At 68.4% G+C, this 22057-nt stretch carries 21 protein-coding genes and 1 pseudogene; 7 read left to right on the top strand and 15 right to left on the bottom strand.

Annotated features, from left to right (window positions below; all coding sequences use genetic code 11):
- Positions 1 to 23: 23 nt before the first annotated feature.
- Entirely contained in the window at positions 24 to 515 is a 492-nt protein-coding gene (locus tag KDN32_RS14375; RefSeq protein WP_211732927.1) for a hypothetical protein, read from the top strand.
- A 92-nt stretch (positions 516 to 607) separates the two neighbouring features.
- Here the strand turns inward: KDN32_RS14375 and KDN32_RS14370 are convergent, their stop codons facing one another.
- Entirely contained in the window at positions 608 to 1036 is a 429-nt protein-coding gene (locus KDN32_RS14370; protein WP_249217162.1) for a DnaJ C-terminal domain-containing protein, read from the bottom strand.
- A gap of 75 nt (positions 1037 to 1111) precedes the next feature.
- Positions 1112 to 1480, bottom strand: a complete 369-nt coding sequence (locus KDN32_RS23545) for a DnaJ domain-containing protein (RefSeq protein ID WP_372446551.1) — start codon at positions 1478 to 1480, stop codon at positions 1112 to 1114.
- A gap of 251 nt (positions 1481 to 1731) precedes the next feature.
- Here KDN32_RS23545 and KDN32_RS14360 point away from each other — a divergent pair, with 251 nt between their 5' ends.
- Complete coding sequence (locus KDN32_RS14360) at positions 1732 to 2901, top strand: hypothetical protein (RefSeq protein ID WP_211732924.1); 1170 nt, start codon at positions 1732 to 1734, stop codon at positions 2899 to 2901.
- 26 nt (positions 2902 to 2927) lie between these two features.
- Positions 2928 to 3134: a transposase gene (locus tag KDN32_RS23540; protein WP_211732923.1), complete on the top strand. Its 207-nt coding sequence runs from the start codon at positions 2928 to 2930 to the stop codon at positions 3132 to 3134.
- A gap of 128 nt (positions 3135 to 3262) precedes the next feature.
- Here KDN32_RS23540 and KDN32_RS14350 read toward each other — a convergent pair whose 3' ends face one another.
- The 13 genes and pseudogenes from KDN32_RS14350 to resB form a co-directional block, all read right to left on the bottom strand.
- Positions 3263 to 4984 (bottom strand): type IV secretory system conjugative DNA transfer family protein, encoded by a 1722-nt coding sequence (locus KDN32_RS14350; RefSeq protein WP_211732922.1) that lies wholly within the window; start codon positions 4982 to 4984, stop codon positions 3263 to 3265.
- The gene (locus KDN32_RS14345) at positions 4984 to 5334 is read right to left on the bottom strand and encodes a hypothetical protein (RefSeq protein ID WP_211732921.1); all 351 of its coding nucleotides are present in this window, start codon (positions 5332 to 5334) and stop codon (positions 4984 to 4986) included. The genes KDN32_RS14350 and KDN32_RS14345 overlap by 1 nt, the downstream gene beginning before the upstream one ends.
- Positions 5335 to 5480: 146 nt before the next feature.
- Positions 5481 to 6566, bottom strand: a complete 1086-nt coding sequence (locus KDN32_RS23615) for an ArdC-like ssDNA-binding domain-containing protein (protein ID WP_211732920.1) — start codon at positions 6564 to 6566, stop codon at positions 5481 to 5483.
- The gene (locus KDN32_RS14335) at positions 6454 to 8151 is read right to left on the bottom strand and encodes a putative type IV secretion/conjugal transfer ATPase (RefSeq protein ID WP_249217062.1); all 1698 of its coding nucleotides are present in this window, start codon (positions 8149 to 8151) and stop codon (positions 6454 to 6456) included. The genes KDN32_RS23615 and KDN32_RS14335 overlap by 113 nt, the downstream gene beginning before the upstream one ends.
- Positions 8152 to 8262: 111 nt before the next feature.
- Positions 8263 to 9732 (bottom strand): SCO6880 family protein, encoded by a 1470-nt coding sequence (locus KDN32_RS14330; RefSeq protein ID WP_211732919.1) that lies wholly within the window; start codon positions 9730 to 9732, stop codon positions 8263 to 8265.
- Positions 9729 to 11102 (bottom strand): TrbL/VirB6 family protein, encoded by a 1374-nt coding sequence (locus KDN32_RS14325; protein WP_211732563.1) that lies wholly within the window; start codon positions 11100 to 11102, stop codon positions 9729 to 9731. Before KDN32_RS14325 ends, KDN32_RS14330 begins: the two co-directional genes overlap by 4 nt.
- 10 nt (positions 11103 to 11112) lie before the next feature.
- Complete coding sequence (locus KDN32_RS14320; RefSeq protein WP_211732562.1) at positions 11113 to 11412, bottom strand: DUF6112 family protein; 300 nt, start codon at positions 11410 to 11412, stop codon at positions 11113 to 11115.
- Positions 11413 to 11446: 34 nt separating this feature from the next.
- Complete coding sequence (locus KDN32_RS22530) at positions 11447 to 11734, bottom strand: DUF6112 family protein (RefSeq protein WP_249217035.1); 288 nt, start codon at positions 11732 to 11734, stop codon at positions 11447 to 11449.
- A gap of 78 nt (positions 11735 to 11812) precedes the next feature.
- A pseudogene (locus tag KDN32_RS14315) lies at positions 11813 to 12728 on the bottom strand (IS5 family transposase).
- A 64-nt stretch (positions 12729 to 12792) separates the two neighbouring features.
- The gene (locus KDN32_RS14310; RefSeq protein ID WP_211732918.1) at positions 12793 to 14943 is read right to left on the bottom strand and encodes a bifunctional copper resistance protein CopD/cytochrome c oxidase assembly protein; all 2151 of its coding nucleotides are present in this window, start codon (positions 14941 to 14943) and stop codon (positions 12793 to 12795) included.
- The gene (locus tag KDN32_RS14305; protein ID WP_211732531.1) at positions 14847 to 15500 is read right to left on the bottom strand and encodes a copper resistance CopC family protein; all 654 of its coding nucleotides are present in this window, start codon (positions 15498 to 15500) and stop codon (positions 14847 to 14849) included. Before KDN32_RS14305 ends, KDN32_RS14310 begins: the two co-directional genes overlap by 97 nt.
- 93 nt (positions 15501 to 15593) lie before the next feature.
- Positions 15594 to 16472 (bottom strand): cytochrome c biogenesis protein CcsA, encoded by an 879-nt coding sequence (ccsA, locus tag KDN32_RS14300; RefSeq protein WP_307854025.1) that lies wholly within the window; start codon positions 16470 to 16472, stop codon positions 15594 to 15596.
- Positions 16473 to 16507: 35 nt separating this feature from the next.
- Positions 16508 to 17989, bottom strand: coding sequence for a cytochrome c biogenesis protein ResB (gene resB / locus KDN32_RS14295; RefSeq protein ID WP_211732917.1), 1482 nt, complete (start codon positions 17987 to 17989; stop codon positions 16508 to 16510).
- Positions 17990 to 18160: 171 nt separating this feature from the next.
- Here resB and lnt point away from each other — a divergent pair, with 171 nt between their 5' ends.
- From lnt to KDN32_RS14275, 4 genes are read left to right on the top strand one after another with little or no spacing between them, the layout of a single operon-like run.
- Positions 18161 to 19795, top strand: coding sequence for an apolipoprotein N-acyltransferase (gene lnt / locus KDN32_RS14290; RefSeq protein ID WP_211732916.1), 1635 nt, complete (start codon positions 18161 to 18163; stop codon positions 19793 to 19795).
- Between the two features lie 56 nt (positions 19796 to 19851).
- On the top strand, positions 19852 to 21039 hold the full coding sequence (locus tag KDN32_RS14285; protein ID WP_211732915.1) for an Ig-like domain-containing domain: 1188 nt from the start codon (positions 19852 to 19854) through the stop codon (positions 21037 to 21039).
- Positions 21036 to 21536 carry a hypothetical protein gene (locus KDN32_RS14280; protein ID WP_211732914.1) on the top strand — a complete coding sequence of 167 codons (501 nt, stop codon included), beginning with the start codon at positions 21036 to 21038 and terminating at the stop codon, positions 21534 to 21536. Before KDN32_RS14285 ends, KDN32_RS14280 begins: the two co-directional genes overlap by 4 nt.
- Before the next feature lie 15 nt (positions 21537 to 21551).
- The gene (locus tag KDN32_RS14275; RefSeq protein ID WP_211732913.1) at positions 21552 to 22055 is read left to right on the top strand and encodes a hypothetical protein; all 504 of its coding nucleotides are present in this window, start codon (positions 21552 to 21554) and stop codon (positions 22053 to 22055) included.
- Positions 22056 to 22057 lie beyond the last annotated feature (2 nt).

Here is a 22057-nt window from a genome sequence, read left to right as displayed (position 1 = left end):
GTGGTCCCCGGCACAATGCTCTGGTGAGCAGCAGGTTTGATGCGACTTATTGGTCTGTGTTCTTCGTCGGATTGAGTGTCTTCGGCGTATGGAAGACCGGCCCCGACCTCGTGACCGGCTCGCTAGCCGGCGCCACCGGCATCGCTGCCGCGCTCGGGTGTTGGAGCCGATTCCAGCACGTGGCCCACTGGCTGGCTGGCGGCGTCGCCGCGGTCTCCGGCGCGCTGCTCACGCTCATCCTTGACGCCGCCATGTCGGGATCCTCCGAGGACCCTTCGACCGTTCCAATCGTCATCTCCTTCGCCGGTGCAGCCTCAGTGTCAGCTGTGCTGCACGTGCGGATGACGGAGTTGCAGGCCGAACGCGAACGCCACGTAGATCGGGCGCTCGCTGCTCTGGCGTCGCGCAAGGATCTTGCAGAATTGGAAGCTCGTCTGGTCGCGCGCCACGAGACGGCCACGGACGTGCACGGGTCTTGGAGAGTCTGGTGGCGGAGTCGCCCGCGCAGCCGATAGAGGGCGGAATGCGCTAGGTCGGGCTGACGTCCTCGCGCAGCATCTTCGATTTCGCGGGAGCGACACCCTGCCGACGCAGGATGCTCCTCAGGTCACAGGTCAGACCCCCACCGAGAGACCACAAGGAAGAAGCAAAGCAGGACGACTGCCCCGAGCATCCAAGGCGCGAGAACGCCAATTGCCAGGTTGATCGCAGGTTGTGGCTCGACGGTCACGTTGATGGTGAAGTTTCCTCGAGTTCCTCCGTTCTGACCTGCGTAGCCCCGACGCGTGGCAACGTACTGACCGGAGCGCAGCGGAACGTCCAGCCGTACCTGAGTGCCGTCGGCCGCACTTGGAGGTTCGACTCCTCGCTTGGCTTGCTTGTGGCTCACGCGAAGGTTGACGACTTGGTCTTCGCCCTGGATCGGGTAGATCACGCGGACAGCGACCCGGAGGTCACCGGGTGGGCCGCCGTGAAGACCTCGACGACCTCTTCCGCGGTAGATGTACGTATAGCCGTGGGTAAGCGGAGGTGACATCTGCACATGGTTTCCGTCGACGGGGCTGTCGAACTCGATGGCGCGGCTGGTTGTCGATTGGTGGATCTCCAAGGGTCATCGCGACATCGCGTCCCCGGACTGGCGCCGGCATGTGCCAAGTTCCTTGAGTTGCCACAGAGTCGAACGTGTTGGACAGCGGGTCGCGGCGTGCCTCTTCGTGGGGCGCTCGTGCGGGCGCGCCTGCGGGGGAGGTTCTGGCACGTCGCGCAACCGCTGGGCGTGGGGCGCTTCGCCCTTGCCCAGAGCCTCGTATGCAGCCTGAATGCGCCCGAACTGTTGTGCTGCTTCTGCACGCTCCTGCGGAGTTCTCGTAAGGTGCCTGTCCGGGCGCCACTGCTTGGCCAGTTCGCGATACACGCGCTTGATTTCTTGAGCAGTCGCGTCACGTGGGACGCCCAGAATGACGTACGAGTCGTCTGACACCAGCGCCTCCCAAGTCGGGCTCAAGATCCCACGAACGTATGGCTCGAGCAGGAAGCTCACATCGCCTAAATGCGCGAACCGCTAACGAATGCCGACCTTGGGGCACGCAGGCACGGAGTCATGCGGGAGTGGAGCCCGAGGGATGCTCGGTCCGAGTCGCTCAAGCGGCGGAAAGACGCGGGTCAGAGTCGCACTCATCGCGGCATATCCGGTGGGCCTGATGCCGTGAGCGCGCCTACGCTGGCCCTCCCATGCTTAGAGCTCCGGTACCCGACGAGATGGTGTGGGCGAGTGTCACTCGCCCGCAGGTTCCCCTTGTCTATCTGGACCTCAACCAGTACATCCCGCTGGCCAACGCCAGTCGGGCGCAGGCCGGTCACTCGGCTGAGGATGGCCGACCGATTCGCGTATTGCCCGGGTATCCGGAGCTGCTGGACGCGGCGCGGCGCGCGAAGGCAGAGCGACGCGCCCTGTTCCCACTGTCTTCCGTGCACTTCACCGAGGTGGCGCACAGCATTCCCGCCCCACGGCAGCGAGGTCACCTCGCCGACGTGATGGAGGAGTTCTCCGACTTCACGTACCTGGTCGGCCGCCCGTTCCTGGCCACGATGGAGATGGCGGCAGGACTGGACGCGATTTACGGCTGCCCGCGCAGTTACGCCCCGATGCCGCTCCTTCACCCCTCGGCCATGGCCGCATTCGGGCGCAACGGAGGAGTCAGATTCGTCAGCCAGGCGACTGGCGAGGACATCGGTGAGGAGGTGCGCCGCGAGCTTGGTGATGTGGAGTACGAGCGCCAGGTGACCGAGATGAACCACTTCATGGAACGCCGCCTCCTCGAGGGGCCGCAAGATTCTGAGGTTCCGGCACTTCGTGCGAACGGGTATGCGCCAGAGACACACGCCGACGGCATGCAGAAGCGTCTGGACTTCGAGTTGGAGACCCAAGCCAAGCTGGCAGCGCATCCAGCGCTGCGGCGTAGCCGCCTCCGCGACGTCGTCTTTGCGCGGGAGGTTGAGCACGAGTGGATGACGCTGTTCGCGCTTCACCTCCAAGAGCGGGAGACCGATGGGCTCCCGCACCGCATGCCCGAACCTGGCGAGCTTGTCGCCCTGTTCGCGGCGATGCCGCAGTTGCAGGTCGCGGTGAGCATGAAGGCGCGCTATCACCGCAATCCTGCGCACCGGTGGAAGACCAACCACATCGGCGACATCGATGCGTTGGCTCTTGCCTACGCGTACTGCGACGCCGTGCTGACCGACCGAGAAGCCCGTGCGGCGCTCGCCGAATCACGCGACCTGAGTGGGTTCGGGGCTGACCTCCCGAATGGCGTGGCGGCGATGACGGACTGGCTGGACGCGCTCCCGTCCGCGGCCGACCCGGAAACACAGGTGGCACATCCCCGACCCGTCGCAGAGTGAGGCGACGGGTCGGAGACTGGCTCGGCGTGCTGCGGCGGACCCAGGCGGTCAGACTCACCGACAACCAGCGAGTCAAACTCGAGTGGATCGCAGCCACGAGCCCTCATCTTTATCGCGCCTACCTCCTCAAAGAAGGCCTGCGGTTCGTATTCAGAGTCGAAGGCGAGGAAGGTCAGCAAGACCCATTTCTGCTCCAGGTCGGCCGAACCGATCAGCTGCTGGCTATCGGTTGATGTGCAGGGAGCGCGGCGCGTCTGGATCTCGACACGTCTGCGGATCTCCGCACGGCGCTCGCTCGCTCGAACTTCCGGTGATACGCGGCGGGCTGGGCTATGTATGGCCAGGTCACGTTGCATGCGAGTCAACGCTTGGTCCAGGGCCGTAGATCCGCAATGACGGGCGGAGCTGACCGAAGGAGGACTAGGGCAGCGCCGAAAGGGAGGGTGCGGATGCGCTCGGGTGGTATCACCGAGACCCTGCGGGTAGATCGTTGCCTTGAGCGGGCGCCGTACTCGCCAATGGTGTGTGACTCGGTGGCTTCCTCGCGCTCGCCGATCAGGACCGAGAGCTCCTGAAGATCCTTGGACGCGGAGGCGCCGCCGAGTATGACCTTGGCGATGGAGGCGTCCCAGATGGTGCTGGCGGCGTGGTCTCCCCATCGGCTGCGCGCCTGGGCCAGCGACTGAAGTACCGGCATCGTGGTGATGCCGGTGCCGCCGCCTTCGGCCATGAGGACGGGAAGGGAGGGGAGCGGTGCGAGGTTGCCGATCTCGTCGAGCGCGAGCAGTACCGGCGGATCGAGGCGGGAGCCGCGCGAGGTCGACGCGATGCGGCGTGCGGTCTCTGCGATGTCTTCGACGAGCGCAGCGACGAGTGGCCAGGACGCGCCGGAGCCGGCACCGGTGGCGAGGAGATAGAGGGTTCCGTCGTTGGTGAGGAACTCGGTGGGGTCGAAGTGCTCACCGGGCTGAGGGCTGACCGCGTCGAGCACGCGCGGGTCGGCGAGCGAGGCCAAGGATTGGGAGACGCCCATCCAGATCGAGTCTCGGGTGCGCGCGTCGGCGGTGACGATGGACTGGAGGGCGTCGGACCATCCGGTCGCCGCGCGTGGACGGCTGGAGAGGATCCCGACTGCGTCTCCAGCCGCGGATGGGGAAAGGGACCACTCCAACAGCGTCCTGGTTGAGAGCTGCTCGAGCGCGGCGGCGTGGAGAAGGGCCTGGAGCGCTGTGCGCGTCTTGCCTTCCCAGAAGCCGCCGGATTCCACGCCGCCGGACGAGAGCCCGGTGGAGGCGGCGAGGCCGGCTGCTCGGGTCATCGCCGTTAGGGGTTCCTCGCAGCCTCGGACGGGGGACCAGCGGATGTTCGCGGTTCGTACCCCGGGTAGACCGGCGGTGAGGGACTGGGGGTCGAAGACGGCCACAGGTCCGCGTTCACTCCTGATAGCAAGGGTGGCGGCGATGTTGTCCGGTCGGGTGGATGTGGTGACGACCGCGCCCGGGGCGTCGAGGATCGCGTTGATCACGAGGTGGAGGCCCTTGCCGGATCGAGGCGGTCCGACGATGAGGATCGAGTCCTCGACGGATGCCCACACCTGTCGGCCGCAACTGTGGCCGAGGAGGTACCCGACATCGGCGGGTCGCGGGCGTGCGAGCGACGGGCGGAGGATCGCTGCTCGGCGGAGGAGCGCCGCCGCACCTGCGGCTGCGTCGACGTCGCGCCGGGTAGCGATGCCGGGGATCCGACGAGGGTCAGCAGCTCGTCGGTGGTTCACCCTGCCCGCCCAGGCCAGGACCGTCCACGCGACAACGACCCCTGCGATCAGCAGGGTTCCAACGACCGCCCAGTAGAGCGAGGACGAGAGGTCCGGGCAGTCGAGTGCGTGCGAGGGGTTGCCGGGTTGGGCGAGTACCCGCATACCCGAGCTGAGCGGTTCGCGGGGTTGCTCCACGCCGCTGAGGCTGGCGGCGATGCTGCCGGCGCCGCGGAGCAGTGCGGACATGGCGACGGCGGCGCCGATGGCGATGAGTCCGAGGTTCACGAGGGCGTCGTCGGCTCCGCGGGTACCCGAGTTGATGGCCATCAGGTGAGCGTCGCGATTGTGCCCGAGGACGTGCCGAGCAGGAGGAGGGCGCCGCGGTTCTCGGCGAGGAGCGCTGGCGGGACGTGGAGGGATGCGATCCCGTCGTCGTCGGCGTGTGGCCGAGCGACGACGTACGCAAGGGCGAGCTCTTCGCCCGCCGCGAATCCCGACGCCGAGAACCCCTCGGCGTGTGCGGCACTCGGCGGCCTGACCTCCGCGGGGCCGGCGGCCTTTCCGGGTGCCTGGGAGTCGGAGCGCGGCGTCACGATGTCGGCGTAGGTGGTGCCGTCGTGTTCGTGCACTTCGACGCGGATCGGTGAGCCCAGTCCGGTCGTGAGCTGGTCGAGCACCGCGCGGAGGTGTGCTCGTTGGAGCGGATGGTCTGAGTGGTGGGGCGACCCGTCGATGTCGACGGAGATCGTGCCTGCGGGGTTGACGTCGACGTGGACGACGGGCAGTACGACGTGAACATTCTCAGCCTGTGTCGCAGGTCGTGTCACAGTCCGTGTCCGATCGGCTCGAGCCGCGGTGTCGGGGCGGCGTCGGGGGACGGAAGGCGTCGTACGTCGTGGTCGAGCCCGGGTGGCTTCCCGTCTGGGGTCTGGGTGGTGTTGAGCTGTTCGAGGATGCCGAGCGCTGTCCGGCGGACTCGCTCGGCGGTGGCCTGGGTGACCTCGGCGGGCTCCTTGCTGGGCACGGTGGTGGCCCAAGTCGCGACATACGGGACGGTGTAAGACGTGGTGTCCAGCCCGTGTCCGGCGGCGATCATGAGCGCGACGGATTCTGCTTCGACTTCTGCGGTGCCTCGGTGGAGTTCGGCGTTGGCACCGGTTTCGGTCATGAGGGCGTCGGCTGGTGGAGCGTGCAGGAGGACGTGTCCGAGCTCGTGCGCGAGGGTCTTGACCTGGGCCGCGTCGTCCATGTCGACGCGGATCGACACTTCGCGGGAGATGAAGTCCGTGAGCCCGTTGGCGCCTCCGATGGCTGCGGCGGAGGAGACCAGACGTAGGTCATATCCGTTTGCGGTGATCTGGTCGGCGAGCCCGTCCCAGAGTCCGTCTGGCGCCTGTCCGCGGAGGATCTGCGGTGTCGGGGGCTCGGGGATCGGGTCGCCGGCGGTCTGGGTCACGTCCCACACGTGCGTGGGTCGGAACCCGGTGACCCGGGTCTGCATGGTCTCGCCTCGCTGGGGCTTCTCGGTGCGTGCGAGGCGACGCCACGAGTCGGGGTTGGCGGGTGTGAAGGATGCGAAGCGGCCGTTGACGGGCGCGAGGATCGGGTATCCGTGCTGCCCCTTCGCCACGTGCCGGCCGAGGCTGAGCCACTGGTGGAAGCCGGCGACGTACGTCGGGGTCGGGTTTGGGACCTGCCCTGCTTCGTGAGCTGCGGAGTGGGCGGCGCAGATGAGGAGGGTGTTGTTGAACGATCGGGAGCGGAACTGCGCGGCGAACGTCATCGCTCTCTTCCAGTCATCGCCGGTCACCAGTGCCGACACCGCGTTGGTGAGGTCGTTCTGTACTTGTTCGAGGCGGGCGTCGCGCGCGATTCGGGAGTGGGTGCGGGAGTGGGTGCGTGTGGTCATGGGGTTGTCCTCCGATCATGCGGGCGGTGGTGTCGAAGAGGACCTGCTCGTCGGGATGCATCTGGTGCTGCACGACGAACGAGCGGTGCTTGATCCGCCACAGTCCTTGGCCGGTGCCGAGGGTGGGGATGAGGGATTGCTCGGTGCCGGTGAGTCCGAGCGCCGCCGAAGTGGCGCCGAGCTGGTCGGATTCCTGGCGGTAGACGATGCGAGTCTCGGCGTTCGCGAGCAGCGAGGACGCGAGGGCGCGCATCGCGGAACCCTGATCGCCGACGTTGTCGAGGTCGGTGAGCTTGTGGAAGATCAGCATGTTCGCGATGCCGTAGTGCCGGGCCATGCGCCACTGGGCGTCCATTCGGCGCAGGAGCGCGGGGTGCGACATCAGCCGCCACGCCTCGTCGTAGATCACCCACCGCTGCCCGCCGGCAGGGTCCTGCAGCGCGGATTCCATCCACGCGGACGCGCACGTCATCAGCACCGACGTGAGGGTGGCGTTCTCGGCGACGCGGGACAGGTCGAGGGAGATCATCGGCAGCGTCGGGTCGAACCGGATCGTCGACGGGCCGTCGAACAGGCCGGCGAGGTCGCCTGCCACCAGACGACGTAGCGCATGGCCGACGAGTCGCCCATCTTCTGCCAGCTGGTCGCTGTGGTCGCTGTGGCCGTGGTGGTCGTCGCCCGCCTTGGAGCGGTTGGGGGAGAGGAGGTGGTCGACCACTGCGGGGAGGGTGGGGACGTCGGTGCCGTGGACGGTGTGGTCGATCGCGATGTCCACGGCTGTGTGCTCGAGGGGGCTCAGGCGCCGGTCGAGGACGGTCTCGGCGAGGGCGCCGATCAGGTCGCGTCGTCGTGAAGCGACTTGGCTGGCCCACTGGTCGTCGTCTATCCCCGAGGGGCGGTGTCCTTCGTCGAGGGGGTTGAGCCGGTTCGGCATGCCGTGACCGAGTGCGATGGCGCGGCCGCCGACGGCTTCTGCGACGGCGGTGTGTTCGCCCTTGGGGTCGCCGGGCACGTAGACGCGGCGCCCGAACGGCAGCGACCGGGTGTAGATGCTCTTGGCCAGCGACGACTTGCCGGACCCGACGATCCCGGCCAGGACGACGTTGGGAGCGGTGATCAGCCCGCGCGCGTAGAGGATCCACGGGTCGTAGACGAACGAGCTGCCGGAGTAGAGGTCCTGTCCGACGAAGATGCCCTCGCTCCCGAGCCCTCCTTCGGCGAGGAAGGGGTAGGCGCCGGCGAGTATGGCGGAGGTGTCCTGGTGGCGGGGGAGTCGCAGCCGGCCCGGCATGCGGAGCGCGGCAGCTCTGGCCTCGCCTGCCCTCGGGAGGATGACGGTCTGCTTGCGCTCGGCGGTGAGCTGGTCGGCCCGGGTGCGACGGTCGAATCGTCGCGAGTCACGGTCGAGCGTCACGAGGGCGGCGGCGGCCGCCTTGCGTCCCTTGCGGGTGGATCGTCGCTCTCCTTCGGGCGAGACCAGGACCGATACGTGCAGGCGGTCGCCACGACGCGGATCGCTCGGGGCCGATGCCAGCGTTGACGTCGAGCGGGTGTTGTCGGGGAGATGCTGGCTGTTGCGGGACATCGAGACCTCCCGGTCAAGAGCGATGGTCGCTGTCACGTTGTGCCAGTCAGGTGTGCCGGCCGGGTCACAGAAGCGATGTGGGCAGAAGCGATGTGGACAGAGGCGACGGGGTCACAGGGGGCGTGCCAGGGGGAGGGCAGCGAGGGTGAATGCCTGAGCTTGCTGTCCGTAGAGGCGACGGGTTTCGCAGGAGGCCTGGATTGCAGCCTGCTCGATGACGGCGACGGCTTGCTCGAGCTCGTCGGTGGTGCTGGCGCTGATGGAGATGAGTCCGGTGACGCGGAGCACTCCGTGGCCGGCGGTGAGGTCGGCTTCCTGCTGGAGCACGTCGTTGAGTTCGGCGGCTTGCTGGGCGTCCTCGATCTGGCCGATCTTTTGGCGCTGTGCTGCGTCGGAGATGTATTCGGTCTTCTTTTTGCGGATGTCGCGGGCGGCGCGGTCGGTGCGCATCGGGGTGTAGAGCAGGGTGAAGGTGCGCCGTACCCCGGAGGACAGCAGGACGGGTGCCAGGAATCCCGGGTAGACGAGCGAGCGTGGCCATTCGCTGATCCACAGAACGCAGTGGTGAGCCGAATCGCTGCGGAGGCTTCCCCACGACTCGGCGACGGCGACGGGACCTGCGTGGGCGAGGTCGCGCCCGACGTCACCTTGCCGTTCGAGGGCGCCGGCGACGGCCGGGTCGTAGGCCGAGCGCAGCACCACGGCCAGGTCACCGGGTCCGAGCCAGCCGCCGGGGGACAGGTCTGCTGCCTGGAGTGCGGCCGTGATGGTCGCCATCTGCTGACGCAGGATCGCCGCCGAGCCACGCATCCCGCCACCCGCCGCGCGGATCGCCTTGCCGGACGACTTGAGGTCAACGGAGATCGAGATGGTGCTGGCGTGCCGCTCCCCGGCTGGGCCGGCGCGGTCGACCAGGTCGGCGTATGTGTGTGAGGCCCAAGAGCTACCGCGGTCGCCGGTGCGGTCGCCGTTGCGGTCCCACCAGTCCGCCAGACCCTTCCCGGAGTCGGGGAGGGTCCTCTCCATCACCTGCAGGGACGCGAGCCTCCCCGAGCGGCACGCGGTCGCCAGCACGCGTCCCCAGGTGACGACTCGACGTTCCTGCTCGGCGGGGTCGAGTAGCACGAACGCCGGGTGGGTGACGGCCACGATCGCGGTGAGGGTCGCGGCGTGCGGGTCGTGGACCATGACCGCCCCGGTCTCGGGGTCGACCCACTGACGCAGCCGGGCTGCGTCGCCCGGCAGCGCCAGAGTGCCGGCCGGGCGCGGCTTCAGGATCCGGCAGCGATAGACCAGCTGGTCGCCGGCCGAGCGCCACACCCACACCACACCGATCGGCGCCCACTCCACAAGCGCCCGGCCCCCGACCGGGACGAACGCGCCCACCAAGCAGACCACGATCGGTGGCACCGCGAGAACGACCGCTCCGAGATACAACCCCACCAGCAGGCACCCCGCCGCAGTCCCGACCAGTGCCAGCTGCATCGCGGAGAGCCCCAACAGGACTCCGCGCCGCGCCAAGCGTGAGAACTTGACCGGAGTCAGCGCCGACTCGGACGCGCGAGGAACGGGGACGCTCACTTGCGGGACCGTCCGTCCGGATCGTCCGCCAGGGTCGTGTCCGCGACGTGCGGCGGTGCCGATGGCGACGACCCTTCACCGGCCGAGGCCGCTCGTGCCGCGGCCGCTGCGACGTACCCACCGAGACGCGGACCGGCGGTGGCCGTCTCCTTCGCCAGCACGGCGGTACCGCCGGCCGCGCCACCGCCGGCTGCGCCACCTCCGGTCCCGGCGCCAGCAGCTTCGGCCGAGCCGCTCCCGGCCACCCCACCCACCGACCCGACCGCAGCCGCACTAGGCGATCCACCAGACGATCCGCCGGGGCCGCCAACCGCCGAGGGAGCGACGCTCTGACCTCCCAGACCGCCCTGCGCACCCCCGCCACCAGTACCGCCACCACTACCGCCACCGCCGGTGAGGATCGACGCCGGGCCGGCACCCGCACGCCCGAGCGACGGCATGGCCGGCACGCGTGCCGGGCGGCTCAGCGCCGACTTGGCCTCCTGCTCGGCCGACATCGCGTGGTACATGTCGAAGCCCATGAACGCGATCGCCTTATAGGTGATGTAGGGCGCGAAGCCCGCGAGCAGCATCAGCACCACGCCCGCGATGGGCTGGCTCACCGACTCCAAGTCGGCCTCAATCGGCGCAGAGACCTCCGCGGTCGCGAGCAGGAAGATCACCACGAGCACGACCTTGGACAGGATCATCGCGATCACGAAGGACGCCCACCGCGAGACCCAGGAGCGGGTGTGGTCCCAGCTCGCGCCCGCAAGGGCGATCGGTGCGAACACGATCGCGATGAGCAGTAGGGCCTTGCGGATCAGCAGGCTGAACCACACGATGAGGGCGCCCATGATGGCAAGGCTGGCGAGGAAGATCGTGAGGATCGATCCTGCTCCTGGCGCCGCGACCTGGATGGCGGCGAGCCCGCTCGCGAGGACTGCGATCCTTCCGCCCATCTCGTCCATGTTCGTGCCTGCAGCGCGAACGATCCCGACGCAGAGGAGGTCCGTGACCTGCAGGGCTGTGGCGAGCAGGGTGAGCACCACGAAAGACCCGAGAACCGACTTCGCCAAGCCCACGACGGCACGCGAGAGCGCGGCCGGCTCGCGGCGAACCATGCCGCCCATCACCTGAAGGAGGAAGAACGCGAGCATCATGAAGATCGCGATGCCGAACATGATGTTGTAGACGTCCGCGTACTCGCCGCTGGACACGTCCACGTACGTGGTGGAGTCGATGACGGCCCACACTGAGGTGAACATCCACTCCGCTGCGTTGCCGATGCTCTCGGCGAGCCAGTCGAACGGGGCGGTGACGATGGTGCCGGCCGCGTCGCCGGCGACGTTGCACACGTTGCGGATGACGGGGACGTCGCACACTCCCATCGCTAGCCCCTCAGACCCTCTGGCCGACATTCCAGAAGAAGTTCACGAGCGTCACCGACGCCCCGCAGGCGATGGCAGCGCCGAGCGCGACAAGCACGCCCAGCTTGCCGCGGCCGGCCAGATGCGGGTTCGACGAGTTCGACCCGAGCGCCCACACGATCGCGGCGACGATGAGAGCGAGGACGGCGAGGATCAAGCCGACCGTCATCGACGCGCCCACGATCTTGCGCAGCTCCTCGATGCCGGGAAGGCCGTTGGAGTTCGGGCTGATCGAGATGTCCAGCGGCAAGGCCGAGGCGGGGAGGTGCATGAGGCTGCTCCAAGGACGTCGGGACACGGTCGTCCTAAAGGTGGGCGCCCACGTCCAGCAGCCAGTTCGTCAACCCGAGCGCGCTTCCCGTCAGGGTGGCCCCAACAATCGCGACAGCGAGTCCCGCTTTTGCCTTCTGGGCTGTCTGCCAGTGACCTGCACTCGATGCGACCGCCCAGGTTGCCGCGGAGATCACAGTCACCAGCACGCCGCAGATGAGGCCATAGGTAAGTAGCGCTCCGACGATCGAGCCCAGCTGGTCAGAACCCCCGACGGCCTGGAAGTCGGGATGGGTAGCACGAGCTGAAGTGGGAGCAGTCATACACCCGAGGTACGCCAGTGCGCGTCGCACGAAGCGATGCGGGACCAGTTCATAACGGCAGCGTTTAGGGCGTGTCTCTTAAGTCGCGAGCCAGATGGTGATGGCTCGTAGGACGACCGCTCCTCGGTAGACGGTTGCGAGCTTGTCGTAGCGGGTGGCGATCCCGCGCCATTGCTTGTGGTCGTTGAAGGACCGTTCGATGACGTTGCGTCCCTTGTAGGTCTTGGCGTCGAAGCCTGGAGGCCTGCCGCCCGCGGATCCGCGGTTCTTGCGGTGCCGGATCTGATCGGAGGGCTGCGGGATCACGGCTTTGATCCCGCGGGTGCGGAGCTCGGTCCGGATCGCGCGGGAGGAGTACGCCTTGTCGCCCAGCAGTGCATCGGGGCGGGTCCGGGGACGGCCTGGTCCGAGGCGCTTGATCGCGAGCTGTGCCAGCATCGGTTTCAGCATTGGCGAGTCGCCGGCTTGGCCGGGCGTCAGGTTGACCACGAGTGGTCGTCCGCGGCCGTCGACGAGTTGATGGATCTTCGTCGACAAGCCTCCGCGAGAACGGCCCAGGGCGTGATCGGGTGGTTCTTCCCGCGGATTCTTGTAGTTCGAATCAGCCCCCTGTGTCGTGCTTGGCGCGGCGGCCGGCGGGCTCCTCGACGCGGCGCAGGGTGGTGGCGTGCTGGTGGGCGCGGTTGATGGTGGAGTCCACGCTGACCATCCAGTCGATGTCGCCTGCGGCGTCTGCCTCGGCGAGGAGGCGGGCGTGGATCTTGTCCCATGTGCCGTCGGTGGAGAAGCGGTGGTGGCGCTTCCACACCGTTTGCCATGGCCCGAAGGATGACGGGAGATCGCGCCATGCGATGCCGGTGCGGAAGCGGTAGATCACGCCCTCGACGACCTGGCGGTGGTCGCGGAAGGGCCGGGACTTCACGCCGTCCGTCGACGGCATGAACGGCGCGATCCGCTCCCACTGAGCGTCGGTCAGGACCCGTTCGCGAGACATGACCGCATCAAAACAGCCCTACCAGCCCGGACTTGGGAGACACGCCCTAGCTGACCCAGCTGCCTCACTCGTGGTGCTCCTTCTCGGGACGACGTGACCTACGAGGCTCCATCGTAGGAGGCGCCGGCCGATGTGTCAGGCCGGCGTCGCGCAGGCGGCCGAGATAGGCGTTGTACGCCTGCAGCTCGCGGTCGTCGTCGCGAGCCTCGCGTCGGTCGAATCGCCGGCGCTCGCGCTGGTCGGCCCTGACCCAGCTCGTCACGAGCGCCGCGGCCATGATGAGGATCGGGTATTCGCCCATGAGCCACCCGATCTGGGCACCCACGTACTGGTCGTCGAGGAGCGAGCTTCCCCAGGTGCGCCCGAGCGCGCTGAACCAGTCGGCCGCGAACACCGTCGTGCTGGCCATCATGCTGACAGCGAACAGTGCGTGAAACCCGAACGTCACCATCACGAGCAGGACCCGCATGGGGAACGGAGGCCGGCTCAGGGCCGGGTCGGAACCCACCACGGCCTCGGCAAACAGGTAGCCGGTCAACAGGAAGTGGAACGTCATGAGGACGTGACCCGTGTGCGACTCGAGGGAAGCCGCGAAGGCGGAGGTGTAGTAGAAGGCGATCATGCTCACCACGAACATGCCGGCCGCGACCACAGGATGGCCCAGGACGTGCACGAGCAGGGAGCGGCTCGCGGCCAGCAGCCACTCGCGGGGGCCGCGCGAGCCGTCCTCGCGGCGACGAAGGACACGAAGGGCGAGAGTGATCGGGGTCCCCAGGACCAGGAACACCGGGACCGCGGTGGCGATGGTCATGTGCTGAACCATGTGCATGCTGAACAGGACGCGTCCGTAGACGCCGGGGGCGCCGTTGGTGGCCCAGATGAACAGTGCGCACCCGATCAACCACGACACGGTCCGCAGCCAGGGCCACGTGTCGTTGCGCTTCCTCAGTCGTACGACGCCCCACAGGTATCCGATCGCGCCGGCGAGCGCGAGGGGCAGGAAGAGCGTGTCCAGCGACCAGGTCCCGATCCACCGACCGGCGTCGAGCGGTGCCGGCATCGGGCTGCCCAGCAAGGACTCGGCGTTGGTGAGCGGTGTCGCGGGACCCGCCGGAGGTGCGGTACGGCTGAGGGCGACACCCAGTCCGGCGGCTCCAAGCAGGACTGCGATCTCGGCGGTGATCAACCTGGCGAAGGCGCGAGGCGCTCCGGCGGCCAAGGCGCCCAAGGTGCGCCGCCGGTGCCACCAGCCGGCGACGGCCAACGCCAGGACCGCGAGGAGCTTGAGTCCGAGAACGATTCCGTAGGGCGACATCACGGAGGCGACCGACGGCAGCCGGAGCCACGCGCCGTAGACCCCCGACAGGGTCACGAGCACGAGGCACCAACCGGCGAGGGTGGAGTACCGACGGGCCGTAGCGACAAGCAGGTCCCCGCCCAGGCGTCGTACCAGAATCACGCCGACCAGTCCGCCGAGCCAGACGCTGATGCCGACGAGGTGGAACAGTTGGAGGTTGACGGCCTCGTCGTGGTTGAGGGTGCCCGCCGCATGTCCCGTGAGCGCGATGGGCCACAACGCCACCAGCGCCATGACCGTCGTGATGCCCGCGCCTCCGAGTCGGGTAGAGATCACGCACCCCACCGCAACGGCAGCCGCCAGGGCGGCGCTCCACAGCCCGTACTGGCCGAGCTCGTACTCGAGCGCGAAGAACGCCGCCTCGGTCATGAACCCCGGCGCGCCAACCGGAGTGCCGGACGCATCGGAGTAGACGAACGCGACCAGGGCCAGGCTGCTCAGCGACCAGACGGTCGCACCCAGCTGGGCGTACGCCACCAATCGCGCGCGGGTCGCGCCGAGGGCCCGCGGTTCGACGCCAGTGCCGGGACCGACACAGGTCACGGTGATGACCAGCACCCCGACGGTGATCATGGCGGCGAGGTCGCGCAGCACCTGCACCGTGGGCAGCCCCACGCGCGTGAGGTCCCCCGGATCTGGCAGTCCCTCGATGCCCAGGGGACTGAGGCCGCCGGTCAGGCCGATCGCCACCAGCGCAGTGAAGACCATGAGCGCAGGTGCCGTCACAGCCACGGCGACGCCCTGGGCGCGCGCCGGACGACTCACGCCTCTCGATCCCGGCCGACGAGTCGCATCGTCGTGGCCACGGCCAGCAGGAGCATGATCAGCACGCCGCCACCGATGGTGAGGGGCAGCCACAGGTTCCTGTCGTCGCGCTGGGCTCGGTCGGTCTGACCTGCCTCGCTGGGTTGTCCTGCAGGCTCGGAAGTCGAGCTGTCCGGGGAGGTGGACGAGGATTCGGATTCTTCGTCGGACGGATCAGGGTCCTGCGTCGCGGACACGGGAGTTCGCAGGGTGAAGGTCGTGGTGCCGGCCACGGGATGTCCGTCGCGGGACACGACGCGGAACGAGATGGTCCACTCGGTGGTGGTCCCACTCTCCGGGGCCAGCGATGCCGGCAGCGTCGCCACCAGCTCGGTGGGCTTCTCCCCGGTCGCGACGTCGACATTCACGCCGGTTCCTGCCCCGCCCCGCACGCTCACCGAGCTCAGCCCGGGATCCATCTGCTCGGAGAACTCCAGTCGTACCTCGCGAGGCAGCTCGTGGAGGTTGGCTCCGTCGTGTGGGTCTGCCCCGATGAAGTCGGTATGCGCACCCGACGGGGTCGCCGACACGAGCACGCCGAGGCCGGCGGCCGCCAGGATTCCCGCGGCACGGAGCACGGCAGAACGTCGAATCCTCATCGCGTTGCTCACCACTTGGCCCTGGCCAGGAGGTAGAGCACCGCGAGGGTGCCGATGGTGGCGACCAAGCCCACGATGAGGGTGGAGAGGCCATTGCTCATGTCGTCAAACTCCTGCGTACGAGTGGAGGCCCGGGATCCAGATGTTGACCCCGAAGAAGTTGAAGAGGAACGCCAGGAAGCCCGCGACCGCGAGGAGGCCGGCCCGACGCCGCCAACCGACGGTCGACAGGGCGTGCAGGTGAGCGGCGTAGAACACCCAGGTGATGAACGCCCAGGTCTCCTTCGGGTCCCAGCCCCAGTAGCGACCCCAGGCGTTCTCTGCCCACACGGCGCCGGCGATGACGGCGAACGTCCAGATGGGGAACGCCACGAGGTGCACGGTGTGCGCGAGCTCCGAGAGCTGGTCGTCGGCTGGCGCGTCGCCCTTGTTGCGCCACTGCCGCACCAGATGGGCAACGGTCGCCACTGCGCCGATCGTGAACAGTCCACCGGCGATGATCGCGGCCGCGACGTGGACGACGAGCCATCGTGAGTTCAGGACGGGGACGAGGTCGTCCACGGGTGTGTAGAGCGACGTGACCGAGACGCCGAGCAACACCAGGACGATCGCGACCGTCCAAGGTGCGAGGCTGCTGATCGCCCGCCCGCGGCTGAGGACGAGAAATGCCACGGCGACGGAAGCGGCTCCGGTCAGCCCGAACTCGTACATGTTGCCCCAGGGCGCGCGTCCGGCCGCCAGCCCCCGGGCCACGACAGCAAGGGACAGTGACACCGTGCCCAGCACCATCAGTGCGGTGGCGCTGCGGCTGACGGCACCTGCCCGGTGCTCGTTCAGCAGTGGGCCATCGGACGGCTGGACCGCGCCGGCGGGGCCAACGACGGCCGGATCCAGCCTCGCGCGACCGGCCCGGGCGCGCGTCAGCGCTGCCGTCAGCGCATATGCCACGAGGGCGAGCGAGAAGATGGCCAGCGCGGTGGTCACGAGTGTGTCGGACCACCGGGCCGAGTCGACGTACATCACTGTGACTCCATTCGTCGCTGTTCGGCATGCAGTGGCTTCAACCCGATGGCGGCCGCGAGGTCGTCGAGCTCGTCGGGTGGCGCGGGTCGACGGGACAGGGAGCGGCCGGCGAGCTCGACGGTCCCGTCCGTACCGCGGCGGACCCACACTCGACGCCGGGGCACGGCCAGCGACGTGGTGAGCCCGAGCATCAGCAGGATCGCTGCCACCAGGGAGATCTCCTTGCCGGGGTCGCGGGCCACCTGGAAGTTGGCGAATCGCGAGAGCCCGTCGAAGGTCACGGACCCCAACCCGTTCGGCAGTTGCACGGTCTCGCCCGGGAGGAGGGACACCCGCCACGGCTTGTCGTCCGGGCCGAGCACCCGCTCGAGGTCACTGAAGTCCAGGGAGTACACGGATTGCGGCGTGCCGTCGTCGAGACCCAGGTCGCCGGTGTAGGCCGACAGCTGGACGACCGGGTTGGCTGCGCCCGGGTACGCCGAGACCGCCATCCCGTCAGGGCCATCCACGCCGGTGGGGAGGAACAACCCCTGCAGGGCCAGCGACGTCGGGCGTGCGTCCGGGACCTTCACGACGCCGTCGGAGGTGAACGCCTGGTCCACGGGCAAGAAGATGGCGGGTCCTGACGCGGCGACGTCGCCGTTGCCGTCTCGCACCGTCAGCTCGGGTGCGTAGCCGTGACCGGTGAGGAAGAACTTGGTTCCGTCGATGTCGAGGGGCCGGTTCGGCCGGATCGTGAACGACCCGTCGCCTGCGGCCTCGCTGCTGTACGAGACCGCCGCCTCGAAGTCACGTGGTTCACCGAAGCGTGCGCCCTCGGTCTCGAACTTCGCCGTGAAGTCGTCGAGGGTGAGCTCCAGCGGCTCGAGCCCGTCGAGGTCCGTCCACGGGCCCGGCGTGAGCGCGTCGTAGGAGGACGAGACGTTGGCGAACGTCGTCCCTTCGACCAGCGCGACCCGACCCTCGTAGCCGAGCAGCTTGCCTCCGGCGACGCCGAAGAGGAGGACCAGCAGGGAGATGTGGAAGGCGAGGTTCCCGAGCTCGCGCAGACGACCCTTCTCGGCACGCACCTCTCCGTCGACCCGCACGACCCGGAACCGGTGGTCGCGAAGATGCCGGACGGCCGCGTCGAGGGTCGCGTCCGGATCGTCGACGAAGCCGCGACGGTGCTGCTGTTCCCGCGAAAGGCGACGCGGCCCCGCGGGCGGTTCGGCGCGGTAGTCCCGCCACAGCTGCGCCGAGCGAGGAATGACGCACCCGGTCATGGACACCAGGAGCAGGACGTAGACCGCGGCGAACCACGGCGCGCTGTAGACGTTGAACAGCGACAGGCGATCGAGCCACGGCGCGAGATCCGGGTGCGCGCGGTAGTAGTTCGCCACTGCCGATGGGTCACTGGACACGCCTCGTTGCGGCAACAGCGAGCCCGGAACGGCGGTCAGGGCGAGCAGGACCAGCAACACGACCGCGGTGCGCATCGATGTCAGGCGACGCCAAACCCATCGGGCCCAGGCGGACAGCTCAGACGGGCGCGACGGACCGCCGCGCCCAGGGTCGACGAGAGTGGATCGAACGGCTTCGTCCGATCCGAGGGCCTCCTGCTCCTGAGCGGCGTCCATCAGCGACATACTATCTTGCATAGTAGATACGTGGAGGTGTGGGTGGAGCTCACGGGGCGGCAGTCCGTCACCGCCGCAGTGGCGGGAGGTCTCGTGCTGGGCGCGTGCTTCGCGCCGTGGTCCGTCTCGTGGCTGGCGCCGGTCGGGGTCGCCGGGTTCGTCGTGTCGGTGAGCAGTGGCCCTCGTCGCAGTGCGCCCTGCGGTGCGGTGTTCGGTGTGGTGTTCGTCGGGGTCACGTCCTGGTGGCTCGCCGAGTCGATCGCCCCGGCGGCATGGGTCGCCTTGACGCTGGTCCAGAGCATGTGGTTCGGAGCGCTCGGTGTCCTCACGCGGATACTGAGGGAGGAGTTGCGCGCGTGGCCGGTGTGGACGGCCTGCGCCTGGACGGCAGTCGAGAGTGCCCGTTCGGCCTGGCCCTGGGGCGGGTTCCCGTGGGGCCGCCTCGGCCTCACTGCTCTCGACACACCGTGGGTGGGATCGCTCGCCGCGCTCGGTGTCGCCGGTACGAGCGTGCTGATCGCCCTCGGAGGCGCCCTGCTCGCGGTGCTGGCCCGGTCGCTGCGCCACCAAGGCCCACGGCCGGTGTCGCCGACGACGATCGTCGCGTTGTCGGTGGCAGGGCTTACGGCTGTCGTCGCCGCTCATCTCGCAGGTCGTGCCGGCGGGTGGCAGGTGGCCGGGGGCGCCGGTGAGCGGTCGGTCCGCATCGCCGTGGTCCAGGCCGAGGTTCCAGGCGGCGGCACCGATGTGGTGTCCCACCACCGCGCGGTCACCGACACGCTGATGGCCGAGACCCGCACGGCCGCGCTTCGATGGAGAGCCTCCGGGCGAGCCCCCGACCTGGTGGTGTGGCCCGAGAATGCCACAGCGGTCGACCCGGCGCGCGATCTGCGGGCGCGGTCAGCGCTTGCCGGTGCCGCCAGGGCGGCCGGCGTCCCCCTCCTGGCCGGGTCGATCGTCGACGGCGGCAGGAACGGTGTGCTCAATCAGGCCATCCTGTGGTCCGGCGCCGGATCCGATGCTCGGTACACCAAGCAGCATCTGGTGCCCTTTGGCGAGTACGTCCCGTTGCGCCCGCTCGCCGAGCGATTGTCGTCACGGGTGGCGGAGATCGGCCGCGACATGACTCCTGGCCCTGCTGCGGCGCCGATGGATGCCGATGGCCTCCGGATCGCCAACGCGCTCTGCTTCGACGTGGCCTACGACGACGTCCTCAGGTACCAGGTACGGCAGGGTGCCGACGTCGTGGTCGTGCAGACGAGCAACGCCATGTTCCTCGGCACCGCCCAACAGGAGCAGCAGTGGGCAATCAGCCGGGTGCGAGCCGTCGAGATGGGACGGTCGGTCGTCGTTTCCTCGATGAACGGGATCACCGGGGTCGTGTCGTACGACGGGTCGGTACTGGAACGTCTACCGGATACCCGCGCGGGCGCCACGGTGGTCGACGTCCCGATCGCGTCAGGGATGACCTTGGCGACGCGCGTCGGGGCATGGCCCTCGCGCGTCACAGGGGCGCTGGCTATCGCGAGCTTGTTCGTGGCGGTGCGGAGGCGTCGCCGGAAGGGGGGACGCGGGAGCAGGCCTGCTGCGGGCAACCGGGGTCGCGGCGAAGCTCGGGCCAACCCTCACAGCCTGCTCGAGACGGAAAGGGTTCACCCTTGCTAGGTACGGCGTGGCCGCACGGAGGGAACGGACCATGGGTGCCTCGTACGCTCCGCGCCGTGGGGGCAATCTCAGGATCTGGGCGCACCAAGGTCGCGCTGTCGTGGTGCCGCCCGCTGGTGGTGCTCGTCGCTGTCGCAGTGGTGTGGAGCGCAGCACGGGGCTCGGCGCCGATACAGACAGTGGTTGCTCAGTTCCCCGCCGACGGGGCGGCGGACATTCCCGCCGGCATCACCTTGGACGTCGTCTTCGACCGTGACGCGGGTGATGCGGTCGATTCCCTCTCGTTCACCTTGCGCGACGTGGATGGCAATCCAGTGCCGGCGGGAGCGCGGTGGAGTCCCGACCTCACCTCAGCGACGCTGGAGCCAGCCGGGCGTTTGTCTCCAGGACGCTATGAGGCGAGCATCGAGACATCCAGCATGGCCAGCGCCTACACATGGTCGTTCGAGGTGCCGGCGCGGCCGCGATTGAGCAGCGGCCCCGGCGGACCGGTCCTTCTCGTGACGGACAATCGCAACCCATATGACGAGTTCTACGCCGAGATGCTCCGGGCGGAAGGGCTCACGTCCTTCACCTCGGTGGATCTTCGTGACCTGTCTGCCGCCGCTCTCGACGGTCACGCCGTCGTTCTGTTGTCCGGAACCCCCGACAGCGAGGCCATGTCGCAGCTGCGGGGCTGGGTGGAGTCTGGTGGTCAGCTGATCACCATGCGCCCCGAGGGGGAACTCGCAGACCTGGCGGGTCACAGCCCGACGGGAGACTCGGTGACGAACGGCAGCCTGTGGGCGGACGGGAGCAGCACCGCCGGAAGAGGGTTGGCCTCGACGCCCATCGCAGTGCATGCGCCGGCACGCGTCATTCGAGAAGATGACGACACGGAGGTCGTGGCTCGGCTGACCAAGGAAGATCGATCCTCGGTAGCGGTGACGATGAGGTCCGTCGGCTCTGCTGGAGGCAACGTCGCCGCCTTCACCTTCGACCTCGCTCAGTCGGTGGTTCTCACTCGGCAAGGCAACCCGCGTTGGGCGGGACAGGACCGCGATGGCATTCCTCCTGTGCGGCCCAACGACCTGTTCTTCGGGGGAGAAAGTGTCGATGATTGGGTGGACCTCGACGAGGTCGACGTCCCTCAGGCCGACGAGCAGATGAGGCTGCTGACCAGCCTGCTGAGCACGATGACCAACAACGCCTCGCCCATCCCTCGGTTTGGTACTTCCCGGACGACGCCGAGGCGGTACTGGTGATGGCTGCCGACGACCACGGCACGGGTTCGGGGACCGCGTCGTCGTTCGCACGGTTGCAGGCCGGCGACCCGAGCGGTTGTGACGTCGATGCGTGGGAGTGCGCGCGAGCGACGTCGTGGCTCTATCCCGAGAGCGGGCTCAGTCGGGAGGACTCCATCGAGCTGCGCGACGCTGGGTTCGACCTCGGCGCTCATGTCACCACTCACTGCCAGAACTGGTCGGAGGGCTCGTTGCGGCTGGCATTCCCGCGCAGCCTGCGGAGCTTCCGACTGGCCTACCCCGACTTGCCGCCTCAGGCCGGGAGCCGGCTTCACTGCATCGCGTGGAGCCAGATGACGTCGCAGCCCGCCATCGAGCGTGACTGGGGTGTCCGCCTGGACATGAACTACTACTACTGGCCGGGTGCTTGGGTCAGCGCCAGGCCGGGTTTCATGACTGGCTCCGGCCTGCCTCTCCGCTTCAGCGACCTCGCGGGAGGACTCGTCGACGTCTACTAACAGTAGACGCACCTCGTGGACGAGGTCTTTGTTGGCAACCCCGATGCCGTGCGCGCGCTCGTGACCCGGGCGCGCGGACCAGAGGGGTTCGTGGGTGCCTTTGGCACGCACTTCGACTTCAGTACGGACTTCGACGTCGAGCTCGAGCGGGTGGCACGTGAGCTCGACGTGCCGATGGTGTCGGCGCAACAGCTGCTCGAGTGGACAGAAGGACGGAGCGGCTCCACCGTCAACCACCTTCGTTGGGGCAATGGCACGCTCGACTTCGAGCTGAGGGTCGACGACAGGGTCGACGGTTTGCTGAGGACGATGCTCCCAACTTCCGCGCTCGGTGGGCGCCTCGCCTCGGTGGAACGCAACGGGGTGCGCGCCGAACTGACTATGCGGGAGTACAAGGGCGTCGAGTACGCCTTCGTCGATGCGCGGGCTGGACAGTATCGAGTCATCTACGAACCCCTGCACGCGAAAGCCGCGGCCGATGGGATGCCCTGGACCGCGGCCTCGAGGTCGAGCAAGTAGGA

This window comes from Nocardioides palaemonis, from assembly GCF_018275325.1.
In the GTDB taxonomy this organism is placed as follows: Bacteria; Actinomycetota; Actinomycetes; order Propionibacteriales; family Nocardioidaceae; genus Nocardioides; species Nocardioides palaemonis.
The sequence above is the reverse complement of the archived record's forward strand: the minus strand, read 5'-3'. Positions and strand labels throughout refer to the sequence as shown.

Excerpts from the sequence above, each read along its gene's own strand:
- KDN32_RS14350 (WP_211732922.1), bottom strand. The coding sequence starts at position 4,984 with ATGGCCATCAACTCGGGTACCCGCGGAGCCGACGACGCCCTCGTGAAC.
- KDN32_RS22530 (WP_249217035.1), bottom strand. The coding sequence starts at position 11,734 with ATGACTGCTCCCACTTCAGCTCGTGCTACCCATCCCGACTTCCAGGCC.
- KDN32_RS23615 (WP_211732920.1), bottom strand. The coding sequence starts at position 6,566 with ATGACCACACGCACCCACTCCCGCACCCACTCCCGAATCGCGCGCGAC.
- KDN32_RS14320 (WP_211732562.1), bottom strand. The coding sequence starts at position 11,412 with ATGCACCTCCCCGCCTCGGCCTTGCCGCTGGACATCTCGATCAGCCCG.
- KDN32_RS14360 (WP_211732924.1), top strand. The coding sequence starts at position 1,732 with ATGCTTAGAGCTCCGGTACCCGACGAGATGGTGTGGGCGAGTGTCACT.
- resB (WP_211732917.1), bottom strand. The coding sequence starts at position 17,989 with ATGCGCACCGCGGTCGTGTTGCTGGTCCTGCTCGCCCTGACCGCCGTT.
- KDN32_RS14325 (WP_211732563.1), bottom strand. The coding sequence starts at position 11,102 with ATGGGAGTGTGCGACGTCCCCGTCATCCGCAACGTGTGCAACGTCGCC.
- KDN32_RS14370 (WP_249217162.1), bottom strand. The coding sequence starts at position 1,036 with ATGTCACCTCCGCTTACCCACGGCTATACGTACATCTACCGCGGAAGA.
- KDN32_RS14335 (WP_249217062.1), bottom strand. The coding sequence starts at position 8,151 with ATGTCCCGCAACAGCCAGCATCTCCCCGACAACACCCGCTCGACGTCA.